This window comes from Pseudomonas sp. PDM05 (genome assembly GCF_014851685.1).
Lineage (GTDB): Bacteria > Pseudomonadota > Gammaproteobacteria > Pseudomonadales > Pseudomonadaceae > Aquipseudomonas.
In genome coordinates, this window is sequence record NZ_JACVAC010000008.1 from 89,158 (window position 1) to 109,596 (window position 20,439).

Consider the following 20,439-nt stretch of genomic DNA (forward strand, 5'->3'; position numbering starts at 1 on the left):
GCTTGCCTTATCAGTCACGTGGACGCATCTAGGTTGTCCATTTGATCCAATAGACAAGCGCTACGAATATGCTAACTTGACCGCCTCGGTTCCCTAGTCGAGATCGGGCGGTCGGTTCGCCAAGGCGGTATAGCCACAGGGTGCTTCACCTCTTCTGCTTCACATGCATTCCGACAATAGTCAGAGGGCAGCCGACACCGCTGGCGAATTGGAGGATGCTATGCGCGTACCAATCTCTCTTGCCGACCTTCGTGTCAAATACGGCTTCAACCGTATCGCCAAAAAGCTCCAGCGCAATTGGCGGAGCACTTTTTCCCTATCCCTCGCATCCTCGCAAGAAATCCTCTCGAAGGGTCTTGGCTATCAGGATCTTCATGATCTGCAAAAATCGGCTAATGAGCACGCCAAGACTGTCGCCGTGCCTACTCAGGATGAAGTCAGGGACGGGATCAGTAACTCTATTACCGATTTCTGTCAGTCGAAGAAAGTAACTGACATGAGCGAGCGCGACGTCAACCACTTGGTAAGTTTGCTGCCCCTACACGAGCTTACCGTGTTCCAGACTTCACGCTCACAACAGGCCGGTACTCTCGCTTCTCAGTCCGTCTTTGAGTTAATCACAGGGCCAGCCAATGACCTGGCTGTGGCTGCCAATCAGGGGAAGTCGAAGCGTCCCGCACACTTACGCGACGATCTGAGTGCAGAGCTTCTGAAGCCACCAGCAGATCCCATCAGCCAAGAAGAACTGAAAAGCTTTTGGGAGGTTGTAGAGCGCAAGGGTAGTCTTCATGACCAATGTTTGTGCCTGGGTTTGCTGCAAGGTATTCGCCCGCTTGAACTGTTAAACGTGAAAGCTCATGACGTTTACACTACTGACCAGCACTCTCTCCTACGGATCAAGAATTTTAAAACGCGCAGTCGTAGTGGTCAGCTATTTATGCCTCCCGTATTCAGTACCCTTATTGATCAGTACGTGCGCCAAGCGAAGATTCCTCCAATCGGTTACCTCTTTCCTTCTCCGAAAGACAGCAATGTCCCTATGTCGCTCGAGCAAATGCATCGGATTATTGGAGTCTATCTGCGAGAGGCCATAGCTAATCCATCTCAGAGGCGTGCATCCTCCATTCGCCAATCCATGCTCCACGTTGCTGCGAAACATATTCGCGAGCGGATAGCGCAAAACATGGGACATCAGGTTAGCGGGATGACGATGAAGTATCTGCGCATTCCGAAATCAAGCACTCAGAAGTGATGATTTGGCAGGGGCCACGTTTAATTTATGCCGTGCCCTAGCGGGCCGGCTGTCGTGAACCAGGCCCGGCGATACTCGCCGTTGTCCTGGCCCTGCCGGGCTTCCATCCTCACGCCTGCGCGCTCCGCTTGCTTTTAGTGATCAGACTTGGCTTGGATGCCCCCCCGCCTGCAAAAAAATGTCGCATCAGGCTCAAGGTTTTCTAAAACCAACCGTTTGTCATAGGTATGTATCCCTTCGAGCGAATCGCTTTGATCCCACCAACCGACGACTACGCACAGCGTTTGGGTGCCGCCATTTCGTTTCCCAAGACGATCCTGGGCAACCGCCAGCGCAATGCCTGGCAACGTCTGATCCGCGTCATCAAGTCTTCAGAAACCCTTTCTGCATTTGATAAAGCAGCAGCTTATGTAGAGGGCTACGCACATGCACTGGTCGACAGCGACCAGATCGACATTTCCATCGAACGAGAGGTGTTGATCATCGCGACTGTCGACGCTTGGCGATGCGCCCGTTTTGACTCCAGCACCTCCACCTATTTGTAGCCACCAGTGAGTACCATGACTTCTATTTTTCAACGCTATGCCGACGACGAACCGTCTGAATTACGCATCCAGATGCCGCTGCGGGTTCTGGCTACAACCGTCAGTCATTACCCAATTGATGTTCTGGTAGGTCACTGGGAAAAGTATTTGGTAGACCCCTCCTCCGCTCGCGATAGGTTTCCATGGGCTGCACGATTTGTCATGGGCACACCCGTACCAACATGGGCGCGCTGCGTGCAGTGGAACGTCGGCCAGCAGGCTCGTTTCATTACCGCTGTTTGGGCGGGGCTAGACCTGGGAAGCTATCTTACAAACGACTGGTGCGAGCCTGCGAGCACTGGCAGGGCATTGGCGGAGAACAGCGAGATTCTGGTCGATGGAGAGCAACGGCTTCACAGCCTGGAAGAGTATCTCCTCAACCGGCTGGCGATCCCTGATGCACAAGGGCAGCCAAGGATTTGGTCTGAGCTCGGGAACGGCGAAAGGAAACGCTTTCTGTCGACAATTTTTACCCATGCCAGGGTGTCGTCTGGTGACGAGGTGGCATTGCGCGGGACATACGATCTTTGCGCGCAGGGCGTAATGCCTCGGTCATTTGATCAACGGGCTTTTCGGTAAACTTTAATCAAGGCGGTCGGGCGTATCCCTTCGGGAGCGGCTGTCGTAAACCGAGCCCCGCTACGCTGGGCCTCAGCCCTTCGGGCTTCCATCCTTACGCTCTTCGACCATCATGGTCTGCGCGCTCCGCTTGCAGAGCGATCCGACTCACCTTCTTGCTTGGACATTGGCTACCGCTCCCACATACTGCTGAGCATCCGATCAAAGATGAGGCCGGGCAAATGGGTTGGCTATTTTGGAAAGACAAGCGCCCCGCGTGGATTCAGGCGGAAGAACGTGAGTTCATTAAAGCTGCGAACCGCCTAAAGACGCTTCAGGTAACGCCTCGCGGTGGCATGCGCATTCACCCCGAGGAAATCAGGGATCAGATCCTTGCGGCGCGAGAGTTATACAAAGACCTGGTTCAAAAATAACGGCAGTGAGCAGGCAACCTGCTTGCAGCCACAGCCCATTCACAGGGGTTCAGAAATGTTAAAATGCTGCTCAATGGAGGTCTATTCACTGACGCCATGGCCCCCAGCTCGGTGGGTTCTCGATGATATCGATTGAGGTGCTGAGCTCATCCTGCATGCGCTCAAAGACTCTATCTAAGGTCGGGTAGGCTTTCGACTCCCTGAGTGTGTTCACCAACTTCAGAAGCTCTCTGCCCTGCGCCAAGGGCATTTGAATGTCGCAATAAACTGTGTCGTCATCGTCCGTCATCCCTATCGGATTTTCTCCACGAAAGCTCGTCGATTGTGCGTTTCACTGCAGCGATGTTATGCGTGCCCCTAAGGGGAAAGGTTGTCGTAAACCGAGCCTTGGCAAAGCCAGCGTCTCGGCCCTTCGAGCTTCCACACCGCACGCCTGCGCGCTCCGCTTGCGTCGTTGATCCATTCGGTTATGGACAGGGGATTGTCACTTGGCTACCTTCATCGCTCCGACACCATTCTTCAAGGATTGAAATGATAGTAACAACAGTGGAATGCTCAGGCTGGTCTGATTTCAAAAATAAGATAATTGGTGATTTGTTTCCGCTAGGCACCTTCCAAAAAGGCCAATTTCTGTTTCGAGGACAAGGCGGCGAAAGCTGGAAGCTAGCATCTACTTTTGACCGCTGGTTTGAAGACTACAACGGTCTGCGAGCTAATAAAGTCGCAGTTGCAGAGAGAGTTTTGGATGGATTTATTCGGGAGTGTGAACTTGAAGACCTTCCTGTAGACGTTCGAAATGACCGACTGATGATGCTAAGTTTAGGCCAACATAACGGGCTACCTACGCGGCTATTGGACTGGAGCGAGAGCCCCTACGTAGCAGCTTTCTTTGCCTTTAGCGGACACATTAGACACGGCAAGCCAATAGAGTCTAATGTGGCGATTTGGGTATTGGACTCGACACATCACATATGGGAGGACAGCAATGGATGCGCGATTGTAAAAGTCCCAAGTTTCGGAAACGAGCGCATCCGAAACCAACATGGCAGATTTACTCACTTGAAAAGCCCTGCTCGTTCGATTGAGGACTATGTAGCCCAATGCGAAGGGGATGAATGGGGGTTGAAAAAATACCTCGTCCCGGTGAGTGAGTCGGGTTTCGCGATGGCGGATCTTGATGCTATGGGGCTTAGCCATTCAAGAATTTACCCTGGACTTCAAGGCAACGCGAAGTCAGCAGAGGTAAGGGCAATCCTCTCTATGTACTCCGAAAGGAGATGATCGGAAGTAGTAGTAGTCGACTGCAGTCCTGAAGCTCCTTGCCAACTCAAGCGCTGAAGCATTTCCTATCCCCATAAAGAAGGGCCCCGCAGGGCCCTCCATTTGTACTCAACAGATTTTACTGGGCCAGCCAGCTCTCGACCGTATCGGAGCCATGTTCGGCTTTCCATTCCTTCAGCACTTTGTGATTGCCACCCTTGGTCTCAACCACTTCACCTGAGTGAGGGTTCTTGTAAACCTTGACGGCGCGAGCCTTGCGGACACCCTTGGTCTCAGCGACTGCAGGAGCGCGGCGGCTAGAAGATTGCGGATCGAGAATCGCGACGATGTTGCGCAGGCTGTAGCCATACTCGCCCAGAAGATCGCGGAGCTTCTTCTCGAACTCGATCTCACGCTTCAGGCCATCATCGTTTTTCAGTGTTTCAAGCTCTGCCAATTGGGCAGCAAGCTGCTGTTCAAGCGCGCGGAATTCAGCGAGACGGGACATGTAACACCTCAGATATTTAGTGTTGCCAGTATAGTCAGCACTGTCCAAAGTAGACAATCGAAGGTGCCCTCCGACGCTTAACGCTGACGCTCACGCCTTGCAGAGATGTGAGCATCCAAGTGCTTCATTTCAGCCTGCCATTGAGTCAGAAATTTGTCCCAGTCATGGGCGTACGGGCCATCGACCAAGCGCGTCGAGCCGATGCTCGCTTGTAGAAAACGCTCACGCCACGGCTGTGGAATACTGGCCTCGTCAACGATGTTGATACCGGAACTGTGGCGCTCAATCAGGACTGCTTTGCGGACAGCATCAATATCGAGATGTGGATGACTCTGGTTTAAGTTAACGCGCTCTTGGTCTTCAATGTCGTCAAGCACATTCAAAATAGCGACAGCTTGTGGGTCGCCCGGCACCAGGTGCAAAAGTGTCCAGAGGGCTTTGCGCCTAACAGACTCACGCGTACGAAGATCATCAGCCATGTTCAGTGCCTCGATTCGAACCGTCAGTAATTCGACGATAAAGGTCGGCTAAGATGCGGGCATCAAGCAGCGCGTGATGGGGAAGTTCCGGGAGCGTCACGTTGCCGATATCATCCGCCTCCGGATGCCTCAAAAGCTGGACACTTCCGTCCCACGTGACCCTGCCTGATCGATCAGAGCCTTTTGAAAGGATCAAATACGCCTACGCAGCCGGGCGTTTACTGTGATGACCTGCGCCACCTTAGCCCCCTCGTTCGCATAATAATCTATCGTACCTCACAGCCGCGAAGGTGAACCTCCCTGCCGCGACCGCCCACGCGACCTCGAAATGCGGACGTCATTAGAGAGCTTAAAGCCATGGACTTCGACAAGACGGCCATCGTCGAAAAGCTCGAGATCGCCGGGATGCGGTTCGCAGTAACTGGAACATCGAGCCTTTACCACTGACAGCACGGTGCGCATAAACCGGAGCGAGGGGCCCGGATAACCTGAGCCACTCATTGAACCGCCCTAGGCGGTTAATCTCTGAGCGTTATCCCGGCAGTCCAACGGCTGCTGAGCATTGACTGGAACCAGTTCGACCGGACACTCCATACCATTCCCCAGCCTAACCCTGGAACTATTTCGTCCGGGCCCTAGCGATCATGGCGTCCAGCTCAGCGAGTAGCTGATCGACATCTATTTCAACAAACTCTCCGGGGTTGAGGATCTGCTCAATCACTTCGGGACTGAAGTCTTCGAAGACGTCCTCCTCGCCCGGGCCAACAGCCCAAACATCTTCCGCCTCAGTGTAAAACTGATGCAGTGCGCCGGATAATTGGAGCTCCACCAGCGCATCATCAAGCTCTCGACAAGATACGTGTGGTACCTGCTCGGCTATTCGGCTCCTCAACAAGGACTTGGAAATCCCCGATCCAACCGATGCCAGGATCAGCGCCTCCAGATTAAGTTGGTCGTTCATGCCCCCATCCCCTCGCTCACCCGACTCGGTGGCCTAGGTCGTACCCGATCATGAAAAGGCCCATTTCAAGTTTACGAAGAGGATTCCCGAACCCCTCATGGAAGCGGCTCGCGCGCGCCGATGGATGAGCCAAGGCTTCGCTGAGCACCCAACTCGCCCGCATGTTCCAGAGTGCGTGGTGATGACCTCGCCGCAGCCGGGGAAATTTAAAGTCACATTCCAAACTCGGATCACGGTTCTTAGGCGCAACAGTGTTCTGAGCCTCCTTTGCCGGCGCCCAAGGGAAACGAAGCCCGTCAGGGAGAGAGGTCAGTTTTCTGTCACAGCAGTATTTCATGACGAGCCAGCCCATAGCAGCAGCGACTCGGCTGTCGTAGATGATGAAATTCTCGCAGATCAACGAATAGACCTTAGTCATGCCTGCATTGAAGCGCAGATCGCTGAAGAATTTAGGGCTATCCAGATCTCCATGTCGCAGAACCTCCGCAACCTGCTCGATCATCGCTGCCAAACCCACTTGATTCTCTCCAAGCCAGCGGTTGTTCTTAGCAGAAACACCACCCCAAGACATGGTGGCCTGGGTTCCCCGCAGCATTGAGTCGTCGCATGCAGCCGCGCTGAGGTCAGCGGCTAGAGCCTCAAGGGCTTTAGCGTTGCTATTACCACAACTGCCCGCACTGACATTGAGATGGGCCACCCCTGGGTGATTCCATTCGTACTGCTCAAAAGCGTCATGAAGACTGGAGAACTGCCAGATCTTGCTGGTCTGGCGGTTGGTGTAATGATGCTCTAAAGGCTTGTTAGACCCCAACTGATCAGCCAGCCATTCAATGAAAGCATTGACCTCAGCGCGGTCTTTGTAAGCGGGGTACTTCCGGTGCGAGACCTTAATCTTCATGCAATGCTCCATTAAGTTCGATGGGTTTTCTTGCTGGCAAAGTGATACTGACTCACAATAAGGACAGATTTTGTCTGTGAGTTCGCTATGGTTAAGAAAATTTCCAAGGAAGATAGACGCAAGGCACTCTTAGGTATGCTGCTGCGGGAGCGTCGCTTCCTGCTTACTGAGGAGCTTCACGCTCAGCTGACACATTGGATTGAACAGGTTCCCCACCTTAAAACCACATTGCGCGACCTGCAGATCCTTGCTTTGGAGGGACTGATCACCTGTGAAAAACCAGTAGGTCAAAAATCCTACCGGTGGAAACTGCGAAAAGCTCGCTTAGATCTCGTGCTGACACCCGCTGAATCGATGACGCTGGTGGCCATACTGCAGCATGCCGAGCGCTTCGGGTTCAAAGTGGTAACCGACCAGCTCGTGGAGCTTCGAGATTACGCGCTAGGGGTAATAAGCCGAAACTCAAAACACGACCTGATCGGCCAGGGCAGAATCACTACGGGCACTCGCTTCATCACCCTACTGCCTGGTGCTTACGATCCGGCGCACCTTGAGCTCATCCAAGCGGCCATGCTCGATGGCCAGACGTTAGAGGTCGTCTATAAGCCACGCGATGTTGGTGATCTCGAATGCACATATATTTTGAGGCCGCTAGCGCTCTCCTTCCAAGACTCCAATGTTTATCTGTCGGCCTACGTCGAATCTGAGCAGTGGTCTGACGGTAAGATGCCTAAGCGGGATGCCCTGCGCGGGAAGTACAGCAGCAATGGGCCAGGCAAGCAGTGCGTGCTCATGCTTCATAGGATGGTTAACATCAAGACCTATTGGCAAGATACCCCTGAGCCAGAGGGATACAGCGTCGGCGCATTCGTAGTGCAGAGAGATCTAAATACCATTCATGAGGAAGCTCCTGTTGAGCTGAGGCTGCGTCTTGAAGCGAATCTCCTGAACCGCCTCACTGAAAACCAGCTAAGTGAGACTCAAAAAATCGAACACACCCCTATCGGTACAATCTTGAAATGCTCAATTCAAGATACCCAAGGGCTGAGACTGTTTTTGCTTAGCAATGCAGACGAGATTGAAGTCCTAGAACCGCCTTACCTTCGCGACCACATCAAAAATTCATTGCGCCGGGCTTTGGAAATGTACGCAAGCGACAAGGTGTGATGGTGACTGTAGGTGTTCAGGGCTGGGATGAGACCGACGCGAAGTAAGCGTCCGGCCACCTTACCTTCCTGACCCCAACGCCAAAGGTGATGGTGTCCACCTAATTTTAAGTGGACACCATGTCTTGGCCTTGAAGGGCTGGGTAGATGACTTGGCCGGACGCATACGGATTTTTAAGACAAGCCAGAACTCATGCAGCATTTTTTGTATTTTTTCTTAGACCCGCATGGGCAAATGTCATTTCGCCTAACACCTTCAGAAAAATCTGAAACTTTGATCATCCTCTCTGAAACATTGTCCAGAACTTGATGGTTTTTCATAATCTGTTGGGCCATCATCCGCTCATTGCCCGTCATCGGCACCGTCGCATCTATAGCGAAAATCGTCTCAGAGCCACCTGGTCGGCCTCTTGTGTCCGCACCGAAAATCAGAATTTCCTTAGCTTTCTGAAACTTGTACCGAGCAACATGTGCGTACAGTTGCATACACGCTGTCCGCTCCTGCCTATACTCATCGTATGAAACATAATCATCATCCCAAGGAAAAAATACGAAAACATACATTCGACCTGGAGTGCTAATGGACGGGACTGTTCGAGCAGAGCGAGCACCTTCAGGTACGCTGCTAAATTTTTCAAATAAAGCAGACGCTAGAAAGCTGCTGGAATACATATTTTCAGAGGCAAGAACCTGAACCGCATTAGCATGGTCGATGAAAGGGAGGTCGCTAGCCTCTCCAACACACGCATCCGTGATGGCATTGGCAAAACGAGCGATTATCTCGTTCCATAGCTTTGCTTTCTGTTTGTGTCCATGGCGCAGCGCATAGGCTACGGTCTGCCTGTAATGTCGCCACTCGCCTTCCGGAATTTGGAAGCAATGCCCTTGGTGGACAAGAGGAAGCCGCAGATCCCCAAAGCCGTTACCGCCGTCCTCCTGAAGGTAAGACGCGAGCGTTTCCTCTTCACCAGCGCTCAACAAAAAGCGTCGACTGCGAATTGTCTTCTCTTTGGTTTCCAGATAATGAATAAAATCTGGCGGCGTACACAGCTCCTCGAGAAGCAGGTGAATTCCACTCTCGTCGAGCACGTGCACGAAAGTCTTGGCTTGGTCGACATCCCCCACGAAGAAAGGCTTTTCGATCAACACATCTTCAGCGACCTGATACGCATACCCTAACGTTCCACTACTACCAAGCGCTATCGAATCAAAAAAGCTCTTGGCATGGTCGCCAATTCCACGAGTGACTGCGACCAAGTGGATCTTCAAGTCGGGATTCGCCAAATCGTATGGAAAAGGATCTTCAAGCTTGTTGTTGAGAAAGACTCTGTGAGGGTAGTTCCTAATGAAACTCTCAGCGCCATGCAGCTGTTTGGCCGATTCCTTGACTGCGCCCCGATACCATCGTTTCCAAGCGATATGAACATCCCTATCGTCTTGGAATTTGACATGGCCCTTGTCTGAGAAAAGGATGAGATGGTTGTTGAAGTAAATCGTAAGGTCAGCCAGCTCCTTGCCGTTCCCTACCGAACGAAACAGGCTGGGGTAGCACCAAAGACTGAAAAACTTATTCTGGACAATGGATGAGAGAATGCGCTCGCTCTCATTCACGCTCGGCTCTTTGCGGATGGGCTTCAGCACCTGATCATTCCTTGTGCAGTTGTATTTCTGGAGAAATCGCCAGCAGACGGGCGACTCTGGGTGCTCCGAATGTTGCTGCTCGCGCCACCACTTTCCACCGGTCGATGATGGCACGATCAAGCTCATTGCCGAGCCTTTGCTCGCCTAGAATCCTACCCCAGTCGTCTCCGTTAACCTTAAGGCTCGATGGTGAATTCTTGGAAGTTGTGAATATCCTCCACAAGGTAATCGCCGCTGCGAACCAGCAGGGTATCTGCTGGCAGCTGAGTACGACCGCACTGGAGGCCCCCGAGGCTCCCGCGATAAAGCGTAAATTGACGTCGAGATCGAGATGTGGCTCAGGGCGGAACTATTGAACATTTGCCTTGCGACTTCTGAGGCGAAGAAACTGGGCACGTCCAAGAATTACATTTTGCTGGGTCGTCGATCCGAACGACAGTACGAGTGACTTCCTTATAGGGCTGAAAAGGTCTGCGATATCTGTCGGGCTACTTCGCGATAACCACCCCGTTCTTAGCGTCGTGCATGCGCCTGTCAAACCATCGGGTGTCTTTACCCTTGATTACCTGGTTTTGGTTTAAAGATCTACATCGTCAAAGATGTCACGTCCTCCCCCCGTTGCAGTGGGCCGAATCAAATCGCTCCGTCCGACTGCTGGTTCCTCATACCGCTCTTGCGAGACCTCACTCACCCAATCGTCAACTCGACGCCGCTGGGTATCGACCACATCCTCGATACCGGGCCATCCCGGAAAGGCCGCGTAAATACCCTCTAGCTCACCAATAAAATCAGAAAAATGGTTATCAGGATCATTTTCGTAGCAATACGATTCCTGCAGGGACTTGCGAACCCTGTCCAGGTCAGGCAGCACATATTTCTGTACATCGCTGTAGAAGTCTTCACGCTCGTGGTTAGTGAAGAACTCATGCATCTCGTTATCGTAGATGTGCCCGAGCTCATCATGATCAAAGACAAAGTCCCGAATCTTGGTGGAAATCGCTTCTCTTGCTGACTCAGGTAAAAGCCCTTGCCGTAGCAGGCGGAGAGCTAGATCAGACGACCTCGTGAACAGGTTTATCGCGAAGTCACGAACCAAGCTGGAGTGCAGCTTTCCATCATTTTTCGAGTAGATGTCCAAGAACACGTCGTTTGTCCTGCGCTGCAGAAAAGAATACAGCCTTCCCCGCCTCGTGCGCTCCATGTCGCCCTCGCATGCAACGTATTCACAGCACCGATTCGCGATTTCTGCGAACATACTTGAAGGCAAAATCGTAGCGTTTTGAACCCCTGCGTTGCCGCATGTCACCAGTTCCATCAACCGCTCAATCGGTGTTCCATCCACAAAGATCTGCAGATGTTCAGGACTCTGAGCGAGTATCAACGCAAACGCATCCCCAATCGTAGGATGCTTATATCGCCAGAAACGTCCATCAGCTGTATCTGCCATCTGAAGAAAACTACCTCGGAGGCTCTCAAGAGCTCGGATACACCCCGCCTGGCTACCGCCCAACCTCTCAATTGTCTGCATCTCGCCGTTAGACAGACTCACCGGGCTTTCGATTGCTCCATGCTTCATGTAGAGAAGAGCAAGTGCGGCCTGGCTCTCGTCATCCATTCCCTGCATCGTCTCGACGAGCCATCGCTCCTGCTTCGCGACAAATTCGTCGATATTTTTCTGGTCAATTTTTAGCGCTTTTGTGAATTCAATGCTCCCCAAGCGCCGAGCAGTCTCGGGAGCGAACCGGCTGTGAGCTGCCACTGCAGGAAGAAACTCCTTCAAGACCGTCCGAACCCGCTGTGGTTGGTTTCCAAGCTTCACATGGTTGTAGAGGATTTCTGACTTTTCCTGGGAGGTCAGCTCTTTCACGTCGATGACAACCTGGCTCTCTTCCATCAGGGGAAATGCTGTTTTCTTGAGGTCACGTCGTGCGCTGTTGTAAATGTAGTCACGGCTGGTCAGAACTATCCGATGCCCACCTCGGATCATGGTCGTGAGAGCGGGAAGAATCCGGTTCCACTCCATCACCAAGTCTGCTTCGTACTGCATCGCTCCGAAAGCGTCATCAACCCATACGAACTGCGATGCTTCTTCAGTATTCCAGTGATCTCTTATCTGCTCAGGTCTCTCCAGCTTCAATACTAGGCTTTCCCATTTGTCCATCGCACACATGGCCATGAGTGAGGCAATCGTTGTCTTACCTGCTGCGGGCTCTCCAACCAACAGAACAAAGCCATGCTGCTGAAGGGCTTGAAGCGCTTTGCGATAGGTGCCCGTCACCACGAGCTTTGAAAGGTCGGGAAGCTCCGTCAGCAACGCCTTCGTCTGCTTGTACCGTCTCTCATCCAATATCTGACTAAGGTCGCCAAGACCATAGAGTCGGGGCACGTTCATGCGCAGATCACTGTTCAGCTGGATCTTCTCGCAGATCCAGGTAGAACCCAGCAAAAGCACGTGCTTGGCCCCAGCATCCTCAAACGCCAACCGTATTTTGAGATTGCTATCCCCTGTCCAGCTTGCGTTTGTCATCAGGACATAGACATCACACTTTCCTTTGGCGACGAGTCTGCGCACCTTTTCAAGCTCACCAGTCACGTCAGATAGAGTGAGATTGTGATCACGGCGCGATGTGAACTTGCACTGGATGACGAATTCGCCTGCATACACTTCGTTTGGCTGAGGAGACCACGTCCCCTTGAACCCACCATCGCGGCCTCCGTCATTTCCTTCAAGAAACGTCTCGACTGTTTGGCCCAAAACTGTTGAGGCTACTGCCATGCAAAGTTGCTGAAAACCATGCCAACCTAAGAGATGAAGTTCGTATTTTGGGGGCGTCATGAGCATTCGATCCTTGCAGCAAAATCTAGAGGTCGGACAGAAAGCCATCATAGCGGAACTCTGAAAATGCCGGGGCTGTGTTAGCAGAAGCCGCATTTCGTCACGTACAGGCGGGACAAAACTGGAGGGTATTTGGTCAATGAGACATATCAGACTGATCCGCCATGAAGAAAGCGCTGCCAACGTCGGCGATGCCAGCCTGGAGCACAATGGAATTTGTCAAGGTGAAAAAAATAGGCTATACCTAGCCCTAGGCTTACCAAATTGCTCAGGCCTAAGCAATTAATGAAACTGCTGAAAACCGCTTCAACAATTCAGCCGAACAGTAGCGACAAGTGACGCTGACTGTTACCTCAAGACGCTACTAATTCGGCCAACTTTATTTATTAGCTTAGAGGCCGACATGCACACTCATACCTTCAAGAGCTGCCTTCTCGGAGAGGCACCAGAACTTCACAATCTTCCGACCTTGGTCAAGATTATTGAAGAGCTGGATTCAAGTTATCTAATTTTTATTCGCCAGAACTTTAACACACACCCAATTATCAATAAAATAATTGACGCCAAAATCAAAGAACAACTGCTAAAAATAAAATCTGATTATCATCTCAACAACATTATCGTTCACTACAAAAATTCCAACGTTCATTAAATGCTCGCTCATCCCGCGAAGCATCGACAGAATAAGGTAAGTTTGTCGGTGAACCGCACTCCACCATTTCGGAGACAGCGCTTTCGAAGGAGTGCGAGATTGTCATCAATTTGTGTGAGCCGCACCATCACGAGCTTAATGCCGAAGTCTTAAAAAAAGCCTTACACCGCAACGCCCCAGTGGACGAAATGCTGAACGTTCTGTGCTTCCCCATCCTGTTGATCTACGACAGTGATGCGCTCGCATCAGGCTGGCTGCCTATTGGACGCCTGGTTCTCGTCGTGCCATATTTCCGGTCTCCCTGCTCTACCGAACCCTTGCAAAGGACTGTGACGTGACCGAACGCGACTACAAAAACATCAACCTGAAACGGTGCATCATTGAAGAAACGACTCACCGCTTCCTCGGAGAAAATGGACTGAAGCTCAGGGCGTATGGCGATAAACCTGGGACTTCCGGCCTGCGTGTAGTCGTTGGAAGTACAGGGATTGAAGACGCAACGCTTGACATCTTCTTCACGAACAACGGTGCGTCCACCCTGCAATACAAGGTGGGGAAGAACCAAGAGCTCGGCCAGAAGCTAGCGGACGCTCTTTACGAAACGATCCACCCTGATGAATTCGTGACGATCAACCTTGCTATCAAAGGCATCGATCTGTCTGATGCCGAGGCACTGATCAAAGAACTCACCGAATCAGCCGAAGCGGACATTGGGATCGACTCGTATACAGGCCTTGACCGGCGGCATATTTGGAAGCTCAAGTCCAAGAAGCACTCCGACGAGCTGACCGTCACCCAGCATGAGACCACCAACAAGCTGCAGATCCAAGGCCGTCCACTCAGTTGCTATCAGCAGTTGAGCTATTTGCTCACCGAGATCCTGGAGATCAACGCCCTCGAGAGCATCCTGTTCAAAAAGGACGAAAATCGCTCCGAGTTCGTCTGCGCCGAGGTCGCGGAGAGTGTGCTCAAGGCTAGCTTTGGTACCTGCTTCGCCAGTCTGCCAATAACCACCCGCAAGCTCCTGCTCGCAAGCCTCTGCGTGAGGCTGGCGAGCCCAACGCTGCCGGACTACTGCATGCTGGTCTACCCAGAGCTCCGCAGCCTTGAAGGTGCAATCAAACAGAGACTTTCCGAGAAAAACCTTTCACATCAGGAAGATAGCTTTGGCGGTTTCTTCGCCAAGACCGGTAACCAGTTCAACCTCAAGCAGGAATACCATGGTCACGTGGATGATGCTAAACTGACGGGAGATTTTGGCAATGCTTATACGTTTTTCAACAAGCAACGCCACGGCTTGTTCCACATGGAAGAAATGGCTTCCGCGAGCCGGGTGATTAGCAACATCACTCACGCCGTGGCATTGTGTGATGAGGCTTACGTCCACATCAAGAATCTGTATAGCTAAATATTGGTACACCAAATGTTTGACATACGAAGACTAGAAACTAGGACAGGAACCATGACGGTAGTCACCGCTACCAGTTATGAGAACCCCCTTGCTAGTCTTCCTATAATTGCTAGTGAGATGCGTAACACGTGCCACTCTAGCAAAGAAATTGTTTTGTTCGATCTACTCTGCTCAAACGGCGAAGAGTGGAATCGATTCGCCTCCATGGATTACAACGGTACCGAGTTCGAGAAAAATACACTCCATATTATTTCGAAGTGCGCTATTCCTGCCGACTTTATAGAAACCCAGAGCCGTTTCTTTGACAAACACCCAGAATACCTGCTTGATTCCGTATTGAGTTAAGCAGGTTATTGCAATTCATCTCTAAGCTTTGACCAGAAGCGACAATTTCATAAGCTCGCAAGATATTAATTTTGCATGCATTATTGGCGCCAACTAATACAACAATGTCATCCAGTTCAATCTCTACCGGGACTGACGCAATTTACCTAAAGTTTTGGATTATGAGTTTGTGCAGTCGTGGGCGAGGGTAACCTTATTCGACCAGAGTAAGAATTTCGGGTTCGGGTACTGCAGGCTTCTTAGCCATACAAAATCCCCGCAATTGTAATCTTGCACCCAATATTGCCAAACTTTGGGCAAGCTAATATCTTCGCTGCCAATAGTTATGCCAATCTGGCATCATGACAATTGTATTCAAGTCATCCAGTGGTTGCTTTCTGGCTGACAATCGTTACCTCCAGACTGTGTAAGCATGAGCCCATATCGCTGGCAGGCGCATCCTCTCAGGCAGGTGATGGCTCGATGGAGTAAAGTCCATCATTCAACGCCGCAGATTCAGCCGTCGATGAAGTCTGTGATGTAGAGGGGCACCAAACCTCCCTGGCGGCAAAGCCTGCGGCTTAGGATGCTAGAGAGACTCGGCTGAATCCCCACCTTTCGCGGCAGTGTGACGGTTCAACTCATCTATGCCACAAACCGTCCAAAAGGCAACCAGCCGATAATCTTTCGCTCCCGCGAAGTAGCACTATGCCATTTATCTAAGATTTTACCTTTGGTACTATTCGGGCCTGACTAACGGAGCTATCGTAATGCTTACAGATCGGGGTCGTAACCTAGAGCTTATTTCCAGCACTCTATTATCATATGCATCATATGTAACTTTTCAGGCGCAGAACAATTTACTCGACGAAGCAAAAGGTGCCGAAGACTCTTTACTACGCATCGTAAACATAACCTACGGTAAAAACTTCACAAACTTGAACCACACACACAAAAACTTCCCCGCTATTGATTGGCAAGAAGGAAGCGGTGGAATCGGCGTTCAGGTGACCACAACTCAAAACTGGCAAAAGATCACCACAACAATTGACAAAGTAATAACAAACGAAATCTCAACCAACAAAGAGATTTGGTTTCTATTCATATCAACAGAAATCTATACACCAAAGCAAAATAGCTATCGCGAATATACCATAAAGACAATTGCAACCCCTAAACTCTTAAGAGATATCTCATCTCTAAATAATGAAGCAATTACATACATAAAAAATGAAGTCCAATCAAATTTAAGCGCTTGGTTCCCCCAGACACGTGAACAACCAGCTAGCAGCTACGCTTACAATTCCTATTCGATACCCCAGAGTGAACCATCCAACTTTATCACCCATCTTAATCTTTGGAATAGCCTAGGCGACCCAACGATTGTCGGCAACATAGTTTTGAAGCAAATACATGAGTTTACGCAACACTACTCACAATTACCATTGATAGCCAGGAACGTTATTGCAAAAACGATCCAGTACGCATCTCAACCAGGATGGCAGAGCTGGCAAGTTGAAATAAACATCCAAGAGCTCGAGCTTTACCTCACTGCAGACGAACGCTCCTCCTTCGAAAGTATTATTACCCTATTGGAAAGCAAGAATCTTGCTCAGCTAGTTGATAAGAACCCTAAACACGTAGAACATGGGGAGGACGTCTACATATTTTACGACAAATACCTTGTACTAAACTGGCGTATAAGCGAGCCTGATTACGACATATTCACCGCATTAAAATCATTTTACACAACACATCTCAGTCAGCAAAAATTATTCCGTGCATTTGAATTTTGTGACTTCAGCGACATTAGCTGAATAGTTTTAAGACTAAATCTGAAGATACTGAACGAAAGGATGCTTCCTAACAATGCCTGGAGGCTTTCAGGCTGTCATTCTTCTGGCCGTTAACATCACTGTAGCCATCGTTCCACCTACCGCGCCAACAACTCAACCAATCCCGATCATCCTCACCACCTATCCCCACTGTTAATCCCCCCCCCCCGGCTCAACCGGGGGGCTAGGTTCCGACATTGCGCTTGATCCGCAGGAAGAATGGAGCATCTGCCTAGTAATGCTTGAATGCAGGCCACGAATTCCTTAGCTTTTGCTACCCTAAGCTGATTATGCAATCATCAGGAATGGAGATCGATTTGAGCACCGATGCGACAGGGCATACCGGATTTAATATCCATGGATTTCTGAATGGCGACATACAAGAAACTATTGATCATGTTACTGGTGAAAATCCTGAGTGGTTTTCTCTGCTCAGGGATATCAACCAGCTCCTGCAAAAGATAGTCATCTCAGGATTTGAAAAGCATCACGGTAAAACCATGGACGTAAAGGTGCTAACCATGTTCTCTGCCATTAGGTCACTGAGCAATTTTCAGTCGGCAGTCATGAATCTTGAGCGCGGCATGGTAGTAGAAGCAAGAATCATGGCCAGGTGTCTATATGAGAATTCATTTTGTATCGGTGCCCTGATAGATAATCCGGATAAGTTCATCCCATTACTGAAACACGACAACCTAGCAGCCAAACGGGGTCAGGCGGTAGCTTTAAAAAATGGCAGTTATTCCCTAACTGCTGACGTTGAAGCCGCGATGGATGAACGAATATCTGGGGAAAAGGGCCGCCATCTTAACTGGAAAGACATTGCCGAAATGTCGTCGCTCTCTAACCATTACCTAATGTACAAGCATCTTTCCGACGATGCCATGCACTATTCAGCATCTTCTCTTAAGCGCTATATAGTTTCCGACAAGGAAAATAACACGTGGAGTGGCTACAGGTTTGGGCCTGGCACTAAAGATGAGGTATTTAGTGCAGCTAACTTTTGTACGCAGCCTACTTTAGCAATCATGGTTGGATTCTTGGAGGCGACAGAAGATACATCATATGATGGAGAGCTAACCCTTCTCCTGGATAGGTTTACCTCTATTACGTCTAGGTGATTGTGAGCCTTACTCCTATTTATCTGACTCGAATGCTGTAATAAAGATTCTTTTCCCGTCCGGTGTTCTCATGACGATGCCGCCATTTAGTAGTACCTTGGCATCGTCGATTTTCTCTAGAAGTTCTTCAATTTTATCTTTGTTGGATTTATATATTGTGTTAACTGACTTCCGATATATGGCGTCATACATATCATTCATCAGTTCGATATGCTCACCGAGAATTACTTTTAGATCTACTTCGGTGTGTTGTAGCGTTGTATTGTTGTAGTAATCACAGCGCATACCTGAAAGGGTAAATCGAACTGGAACAAAGCTTTCAGTGCTTCCAGCTTCGCGATTAGCATAATCGACACTATGCGCGCCAAGTTTATTCCTGACTTCACGTACCTGAAGGTTTGCCACTTTGCTCTCAATGTCACGAAGGTTCATGACGTTTGCAATCCGGTGTAGGTTGAGCAGGGCTTGTTGCTGGATGTACGTGGCGTTCAAGACGCCATACAAGCGGATGTATTTTTCTCCGAAGTCGTCATACTTCGTGGGGCCATCAAGGCCATACTTGCAAAAATGCTCAATGCCTAAAAGGCTGTCGTTGATAATGTCCATCGATGAGCAAATGAAGCCCCAGTCTTCAGACTTTGTAAGCTTGAGCGCAGATTGAATAAAGACCTCGAAGTCGCCGTGATCAGGCGTGTGCCGCATCGCTTTTTCGTTGATCAGTTCACGGTATGCTTCGTTGTAGTGATGTAGCGCTTTGAAGAGCTGTTCGATCATAAAATTGGGACTCCCTCTGGACTGTTCAGACTACACCAGGGCATCGAGGACAGCCACGCATTGACGACTTTCCCAGCATCGCGGCGAGCAGATCTCTGGATTGTTGTTTTTCCGCAATTTCTTGCTCCAAGGTCTGCAAACGCTCAAGCAACAACGACCTGTCTAACGGGTGTCCAAGCACGCTTGGCACTCTTTTAGAGTCAGTCCACCAGCCTGAAGCTGCTGCAGCAACTTCAGCTGTTGAAGATCATGCTCTGAGGATGCGCGGTAACCATTGGCCTGCCGCTTGGATGAGATCAAACCCAACTTTTCGTAATAGAGCAGCGTAGAGCGACTCAATCCCACTTTCAGCGCCAATTCAGAAATGCGATACATGACCTTTCCCTCGTCCCATGGCGTAAACCATAAACTATGAAGTTATAGACAGGTAAAGGGAGAAATTGGCTACGTAGCCTTTTTTAATGCCACAATTTCCGTGCTTGGTAGGTAGCAGTTTGTACTTTGAGTGAACGGTTCTGGACGATTGCAGGCCTCTCTGAAGGGCGGCCTCGGGTCGCTCTCTACCGGTCATACCAACGCAGCGTGATGGTCAAATCAGAACAGCTGGCCCACTGTTTAAAGTGAAGGCGGCCTAACGAGCGTCAGCATCTCTTCAGTCAAACCTTCTTGGACATAAAGTTCAGGTATCGATTCCTCACCAGGCGTCTCCATTGCCACCAATGCTTTAGCCTGCTCGAATGCCTTGGTGATGGAAAGCCCGAAACCAATCGCCGAATAAAACTGCGCAGAGAAAACCCGTGCAGGTAAATCCCCGACATCTCTGTTCATGCCGATGGTCGCGGGTACGTGATGTAAACAACCTTGAGCTTGGTTGAAGGAGAAACAGGTATTAAAGAACACTAGCTTTACACTCTCCGCACCAAGTGCGATGGCACTGACGATGGCCTCTTTGGTGACGTGTTTTTCATTTCCTTGATCGTCCTGTAGCACAAGCGTATCTGCTCTTGTTCCATGGCCACTGAAATGAACCACGGTTGGCTGCAATTCATTAATGGCTTGAAGCACATCTCGCGGTCGCACCGCCCACCTTGTGTGAAAAACCAGAACATCTCTATGTTCTGATGCACGGATCCGCTCACCGATTAGGCGGGCCTCTTCATCAAGTCCAAGCTTGGTTGTGGAGTCGCTGCCAGGATCAGCGGCGAAGAAAACGACGGTGATCTTCTCTGGGAGAGCCTTCAGGCGCTCGATCTCCAGAGCGGTTTGAACGTGCAGATTTTCGTGCCTTGAAAGGCCTTCGCTTAGGTCGCGAAGTACACGCTCTTGCTGGACGGCGGTGCGTTTCTGTTCAGCCATAAGTTTCTTTTCTTCCGTGATTCGCCTAGCGTGCGCAGTATCTTGACGCTTGCGCTCTCGCTTCAGCTCATCCTCAAGACGCTTCTGTGCGGCGACGAGTTTCTTATGCTCATCGGCAACCTTCTTTTCAATTTTGCCAACCTCTGTCTCGGCTTTGGCCTGCTCACTGGCGTACCTAGTCGCTTCCCGGAGTTTAGACGTGGCGGTCGACGCCGAAGATGTGCGTGCTGCTGCCGCCAAGGCGTCATGTTTTTTCTTACCTGCTTTCGCAGCGGCATCGACCTTCTGGGCTTTTTCGCCTTGAAGCTTGGCAATGCTTTTCTGAATATTGGCTACCTGCGTACGGTACTGATCGGTGCTCATAACAAATCCCTTTCTGCGGATGCTTC

Annotated in this window: 21 protein-coding genes; 11 read left to right on the forward strand and 10 right to left on the reverse strand. The window is 50.5% G+C overall.

Annotated elements, in window-relative coordinates; genetic code table 11:
• Positions 1 to 220 precede the first annotated feature (220 nt).
• The 3 genes from IB241_RS17205 to IB241_RS17215 all read left to right on the forward strand — a co-directional run bounded on the left by IB241_RS17205 (position 221) and on the right by IB241_RS17215 (position 2,415).
• Entirely contained in the window at positions 221 to 1,252 is a 1,032-nt protein-coding gene (locus IB241_RS17205; RefSeq protein WP_154972613.1) for a site-specific integrase, read from the forward strand.
• Between the two features lie 227 nt (positions 1,253 to 1,479).
• Positions 1,480 to 1,797 (forward strand): hypothetical protein, encoded by a 318-nt coding sequence (locus IB241_RS17210; protein ID WP_225595553.1) that lies wholly within the window; start codon positions 1,480 to 1,482, stop codon positions 1,795 to 1,797.
• Positions 1,798 to 1,812: 15 nt separating this feature from the next.
• On the forward strand, positions 1,813 to 2,415 hold the full coding sequence (locus tag IB241_RS17215; protein WP_191626834.1) for a hypothetical protein: 603 nt from the start codon (positions 1,813 to 1,815) through the stop codon (positions 2,413 to 2,415).
• 498 nt (positions 2,416 to 2,913) lie between these two features.
• Here the strand turns inward: IB241_RS17215 and IB241_RS27540 are convergent, their stop codons facing one another.
• A complete protein-coding gene (locus tag IB241_RS27540; protein ID WP_225595554.1) occupies positions 2,914 to 3,117 on the reverse strand; it encodes a hypothetical protein in 204 nt (67 codons plus the stop codon).
• A 242-nt stretch (positions 3,118 to 3,359) separates the two neighbouring features.
• Here IB241_RS27540 and IB241_RS17220 point away from each other — a divergent pair, with 242 nt between their 5' ends.
• Entirely contained in the window at positions 3,360 to 4,109 is a 750-nt protein-coding gene (locus IB241_RS17220; protein WP_154972614.1) for an FRG domain-containing protein, read from the forward strand.
• Positions 4,110 to 4,227: 118 nt separating this feature from the next.
• Here the strand turns inward: IB241_RS17220 and IB241_RS17225 are convergent, their stop codons facing one another.
• From IB241_RS17225 to IB241_RS17240, 4 genes are all read right to left on the reverse strand, one after another.
• Positions 4,228 to 4,596, reverse strand: a complete 369-nt coding sequence (locus tag IB241_RS17225) for a histone-like nucleoid-structuring protein, MvaT/MvaU family (protein WP_122868601.1) — start codon at positions 4,594 to 4,596, stop codon at positions 4,228 to 4,230.
• Between the two features lie 77 nt (positions 4,597 to 4,673).
• Entirely contained in the window at positions 4,674 to 5,075 is a 402-nt protein-coding gene (locus IB241_RS17230) for a hypothetical protein (protein WP_154972615.1), read from the reverse strand.
• Positions 5,076 to 5,694: 619 nt separating this feature from the next.
• Entirely contained in the window at positions 5,695 to 6,036 is a 342-nt protein-coding gene (locus IB241_RS17235) for a hypothetical protein (protein ID WP_154972616.1), read from the reverse strand.
• A gap of 16 nt (positions 6,037 to 6,052) precedes the next feature.
• The gene (locus tag IB241_RS17240) at positions 6,053 to 6,934 is read right to left on the reverse strand and encodes a hypothetical protein (protein WP_154972617.1); all 882 of its coding nucleotides are present in this window, start codon (positions 6,932 to 6,934) and stop codon (positions 6,053 to 6,055) included.
• Between the two features lie 87 nt (positions 6,935 to 7,021).
• Here IB241_RS17240 and IB241_RS17245 point away from each other — a divergent pair, with 87 nt between their 5' ends.
• Positions 7,022 to 8,101 carry a helix-turn-helix transcriptional regulator gene (locus IB241_RS17245; protein ID WP_154972618.1) on the forward strand — a complete coding sequence of 360 codons (1,080 nt, stop codon included), beginning with the start codon at positions 7,022 to 7,024 and terminating at the stop codon, positions 8,099 to 8,101.
• 173 nt (positions 8,102 to 8,274) lie between these two features.
• Here the strand turns inward: IB241_RS17245 and IB241_RS17250 are convergent, their stop codons facing one another.
• Positions 8,275 to 9,867 carry an SEC-C domain-containing protein gene (locus IB241_RS17250; protein ID WP_225595556.1) on the reverse strand — a complete coding sequence of 531 codons (1,593 nt, stop codon included), beginning with the start codon at positions 9,865 to 9,867 and terminating at the stop codon, positions 8,275 to 8,277.
• A gap of 239 nt (positions 9,868 to 10,106) precedes the next feature.
• On the opposite strand from IB241_RS17250, the gene IB241_RS27960 reads away from it, so the two are divergent.
• The gene (locus tag IB241_RS27960) at positions 10,107 to 10,322 is read left to right on the forward strand and encodes an inositol monophosphatase family protein (protein WP_412547876.1); all 216 of its coding nucleotides are present in this window, start codon (positions 10,107 to 10,109) and stop codon (positions 10,320 to 10,322) included.
• Here the strand turns inward: IB241_RS27960 and IB241_RS17260 are convergent.
• Positions 10,319 to 12,577, reverse strand: a complete 2,259-nt coding sequence (locus IB241_RS17260; RefSeq protein ID WP_192299450.1) for a hypothetical protein — start codon at positions 12,575 to 12,577, stop codon at positions 10,319 to 10,321. The genes IB241_RS27960 and IB241_RS17260 overlap by 4 nt on opposite strands.
• Positions 12,578 to 13,294: 717 nt before the next feature.
• On the opposite strand from IB241_RS17260, the gene IB241_RS17265 reads away from it, so the two are divergent.
• The 5 genes from IB241_RS17265 to IB241_RS17285 all read left to right on the forward strand — a co-directional run bounded on the left by IB241_RS17265 (position 13,295) and on the right by IB241_RS17285 (position 17,920).
• Complete coding sequence (locus tag IB241_RS17265; RefSeq protein WP_192299576.1) at positions 13,295 to 13,567, forward strand: Hachiman antiphage defense system protein HamA; 273 nt, start codon at positions 13,295 to 13,297, stop codon at positions 13,565 to 13,567.
• Positions 13,564 to 14,637, forward strand: coding sequence for a type II toxin-antitoxin system RnlA family toxin (locus IB241_RS17270; RefSeq protein ID WP_192299451.1), 1,074 nt, complete (start codon positions 13,564 to 13,566; stop codon positions 14,635 to 14,637). Before IB241_RS17265 ends, IB241_RS17270 begins: the two co-directional genes overlap by 4 nt.
• 54 nt (positions 14,638 to 14,691) lie before the next feature.
• Complete coding sequence (locus tag IB241_RS17275; protein ID WP_192299452.1) at positions 14,692 to 14,985, forward strand: type II toxin-antitoxin system RnlB family antitoxin; 294 nt, start codon at positions 14,692 to 14,694, stop codon at positions 14,983 to 14,985.
• Between the two features lie 749 nt (positions 14,986 to 15,734).
• Entirely contained in the window at positions 15,735 to 16,781 is a 1,047-nt protein-coding gene (locus IB241_RS17280; protein ID WP_192299453.1) for an SMEK domain-containing protein, read from the forward strand.
• A 335-nt stretch (positions 16,782 to 17,116) separates the two neighbouring features.
• A complete protein-coding gene (locus tag IB241_RS17285; protein ID WP_192299454.1) occupies positions 17,117 to 17,920 on the forward strand; it encodes a DUF5677 domain-containing protein in 804 nt (267 codons plus the stop codon).
• 15 nt (positions 17,921 to 17,935) lie between these two features.
• Here IB241_RS17285 and IB241_RS17290 read toward each other — a convergent pair whose 3' ends face one another.
• From IB241_RS17290 to IB241_RS17300, 3 genes are all read right to left on the reverse strand, one after another.
• Positions 17,936 to 18,694 carry a hypothetical protein gene (locus IB241_RS17290; protein ID WP_192299455.1) on the reverse strand — a complete coding sequence of 253 codons (759 nt, stop codon included), beginning with the start codon at positions 18,692 to 18,694 and terminating at the stop codon, positions 17,936 to 17,938.
• Between the two features lie 162 nt (positions 18,695 to 18,856).
• Positions 18,857 to 19,069, reverse strand: coding sequence for a MerR family transcriptional regulator (locus IB241_RS17295; RefSeq protein WP_225595559.1), 213 nt, complete (start codon positions 19,067 to 19,069; stop codon positions 18,857 to 18,859).
• A gap of 240 nt (positions 19,070 to 19,309) precedes the next feature.
• Positions 19,310 to 20,413 (reverse strand): hypothetical protein, encoded by a 1,104-nt coding sequence (locus IB241_RS17300; RefSeq protein WP_192299456.1) that lies wholly within the window; start codon positions 20,411 to 20,413, stop codon positions 19,310 to 19,312.
• Positions 20,414 to 20,439 lie beyond the last annotated feature (26 nt).

Bases quoted from the DNA above. Each gene is read 5' to 3' on its own strand.
- IB241_RS17295 (WP_225595559.1), bottom strand. From the start codon at position 19,069: ATGTATCGCATTTCTGAATTGGCGCTGAAAGTGGGATTGAGTCGCTCT.
- IB241_RS17215 (WP_191626834.1), top strand. From the start codon at position 1,813: ATGACTTCTATTTTTCAACGCTATGCCGACGACGAACCGTCTGAATTA.
- IB241_RS17205 (WP_154972613.1), top strand. From the start codon at position 221: ATGCGCGTACCAATCTCTCTTGCCGACCTTCGTGTCAAATACGGCTTC.
- IB241_RS27540 (WP_225595554.1), bottom strand. From the start codon at position 3,117: ATGACGGACGATGACGACACAGTTTATTGCGACATTCAAATGCCCTTG.
- IB241_RS17300 (WP_192299456.1), bottom strand. From the start codon at position 20,413: ATGAGCACCGATCAGTACCGTACGCAGGTAGCCAATATTCAGAAAAGC.
- IB241_RS17235 (WP_154972616.1), bottom strand. From the start codon at position 6,036: ATGAACGACCAACTTAATCTGGAGGCGCTGATCCTGGCATCGGTTGGA.
- IB241_RS17280 (WP_192299453.1), top strand. From the start codon at position 15,735: ATGCTTACAGATCGGGGTCGTAACCTAGAGCTTATTTCCAGCACTCTA.
- IB241_RS17240 (WP_154972617.1), bottom strand. From the start codon at position 6,934: ATGAAGATTAAGGTCTCGCACCGGAAGTACCCCGCTTACAAAGACCGC.
- IB241_RS17230 (WP_154972615.1), bottom strand. From the start codon at position 5,075: ATGGCTGATGATCTTCGTACGCGTGAGTCTGTTAGGCGCAAAGCCCTC.
- IB241_RS17290 (WP_192299455.1), bottom strand. From the start codon at position 18,694: ATGATCGAACAGCTCTTCAAAGCGCTACATCACTACAACGAAGCATAC.
- IB241_RS17250 (WP_225595556.1), bottom strand. From the start codon at position 9,867: ATGAGCTTGATCGTGCCATCATCGACCGGTGGAAAGTGGTGGCGCGAG.
- IB241_RS17225 (WP_122868601.1), bottom strand. From the start codon at position 4,596: ATGTCCCGTCTCGCTGAATTCCGCGCGCTTGAACAGCAGCTTGCTGCC.
- IB241_RS17275 (WP_192299452.1), top strand. From the start codon at position 14,692: ATGACGGTAGTCACCGCTACCAGTTATGAGAACCCCCTTGCTAGTCTT.
- IB241_RS17210 (WP_225595553.1), top strand. From the start codon at position 1,480: ATGTATCCCTTCGAGCGAATCGCTTTGATCCCACCAACCGACGACTAC.
- IB241_RS17220 (WP_154972614.1), top strand. From the start codon at position 3,360: ATGATAGTAACAACAGTGGAATGCTCAGGCTGGTCTGATTTCAAAAAT.
- IB241_RS17260 (WP_192299450.1), bottom strand. From the start codon at position 12,577: ATGACGCCCCCAAAATACGAACTTCATCTCTTAGGTTGGCATGGTTTT.
- IB241_RS17245 (WP_154972618.1), top strand. From the start codon at position 7,022: ATGGTTAAGAAAATTTCCAAGGAAGATAGACGCAAGGCACTCTTAGGT.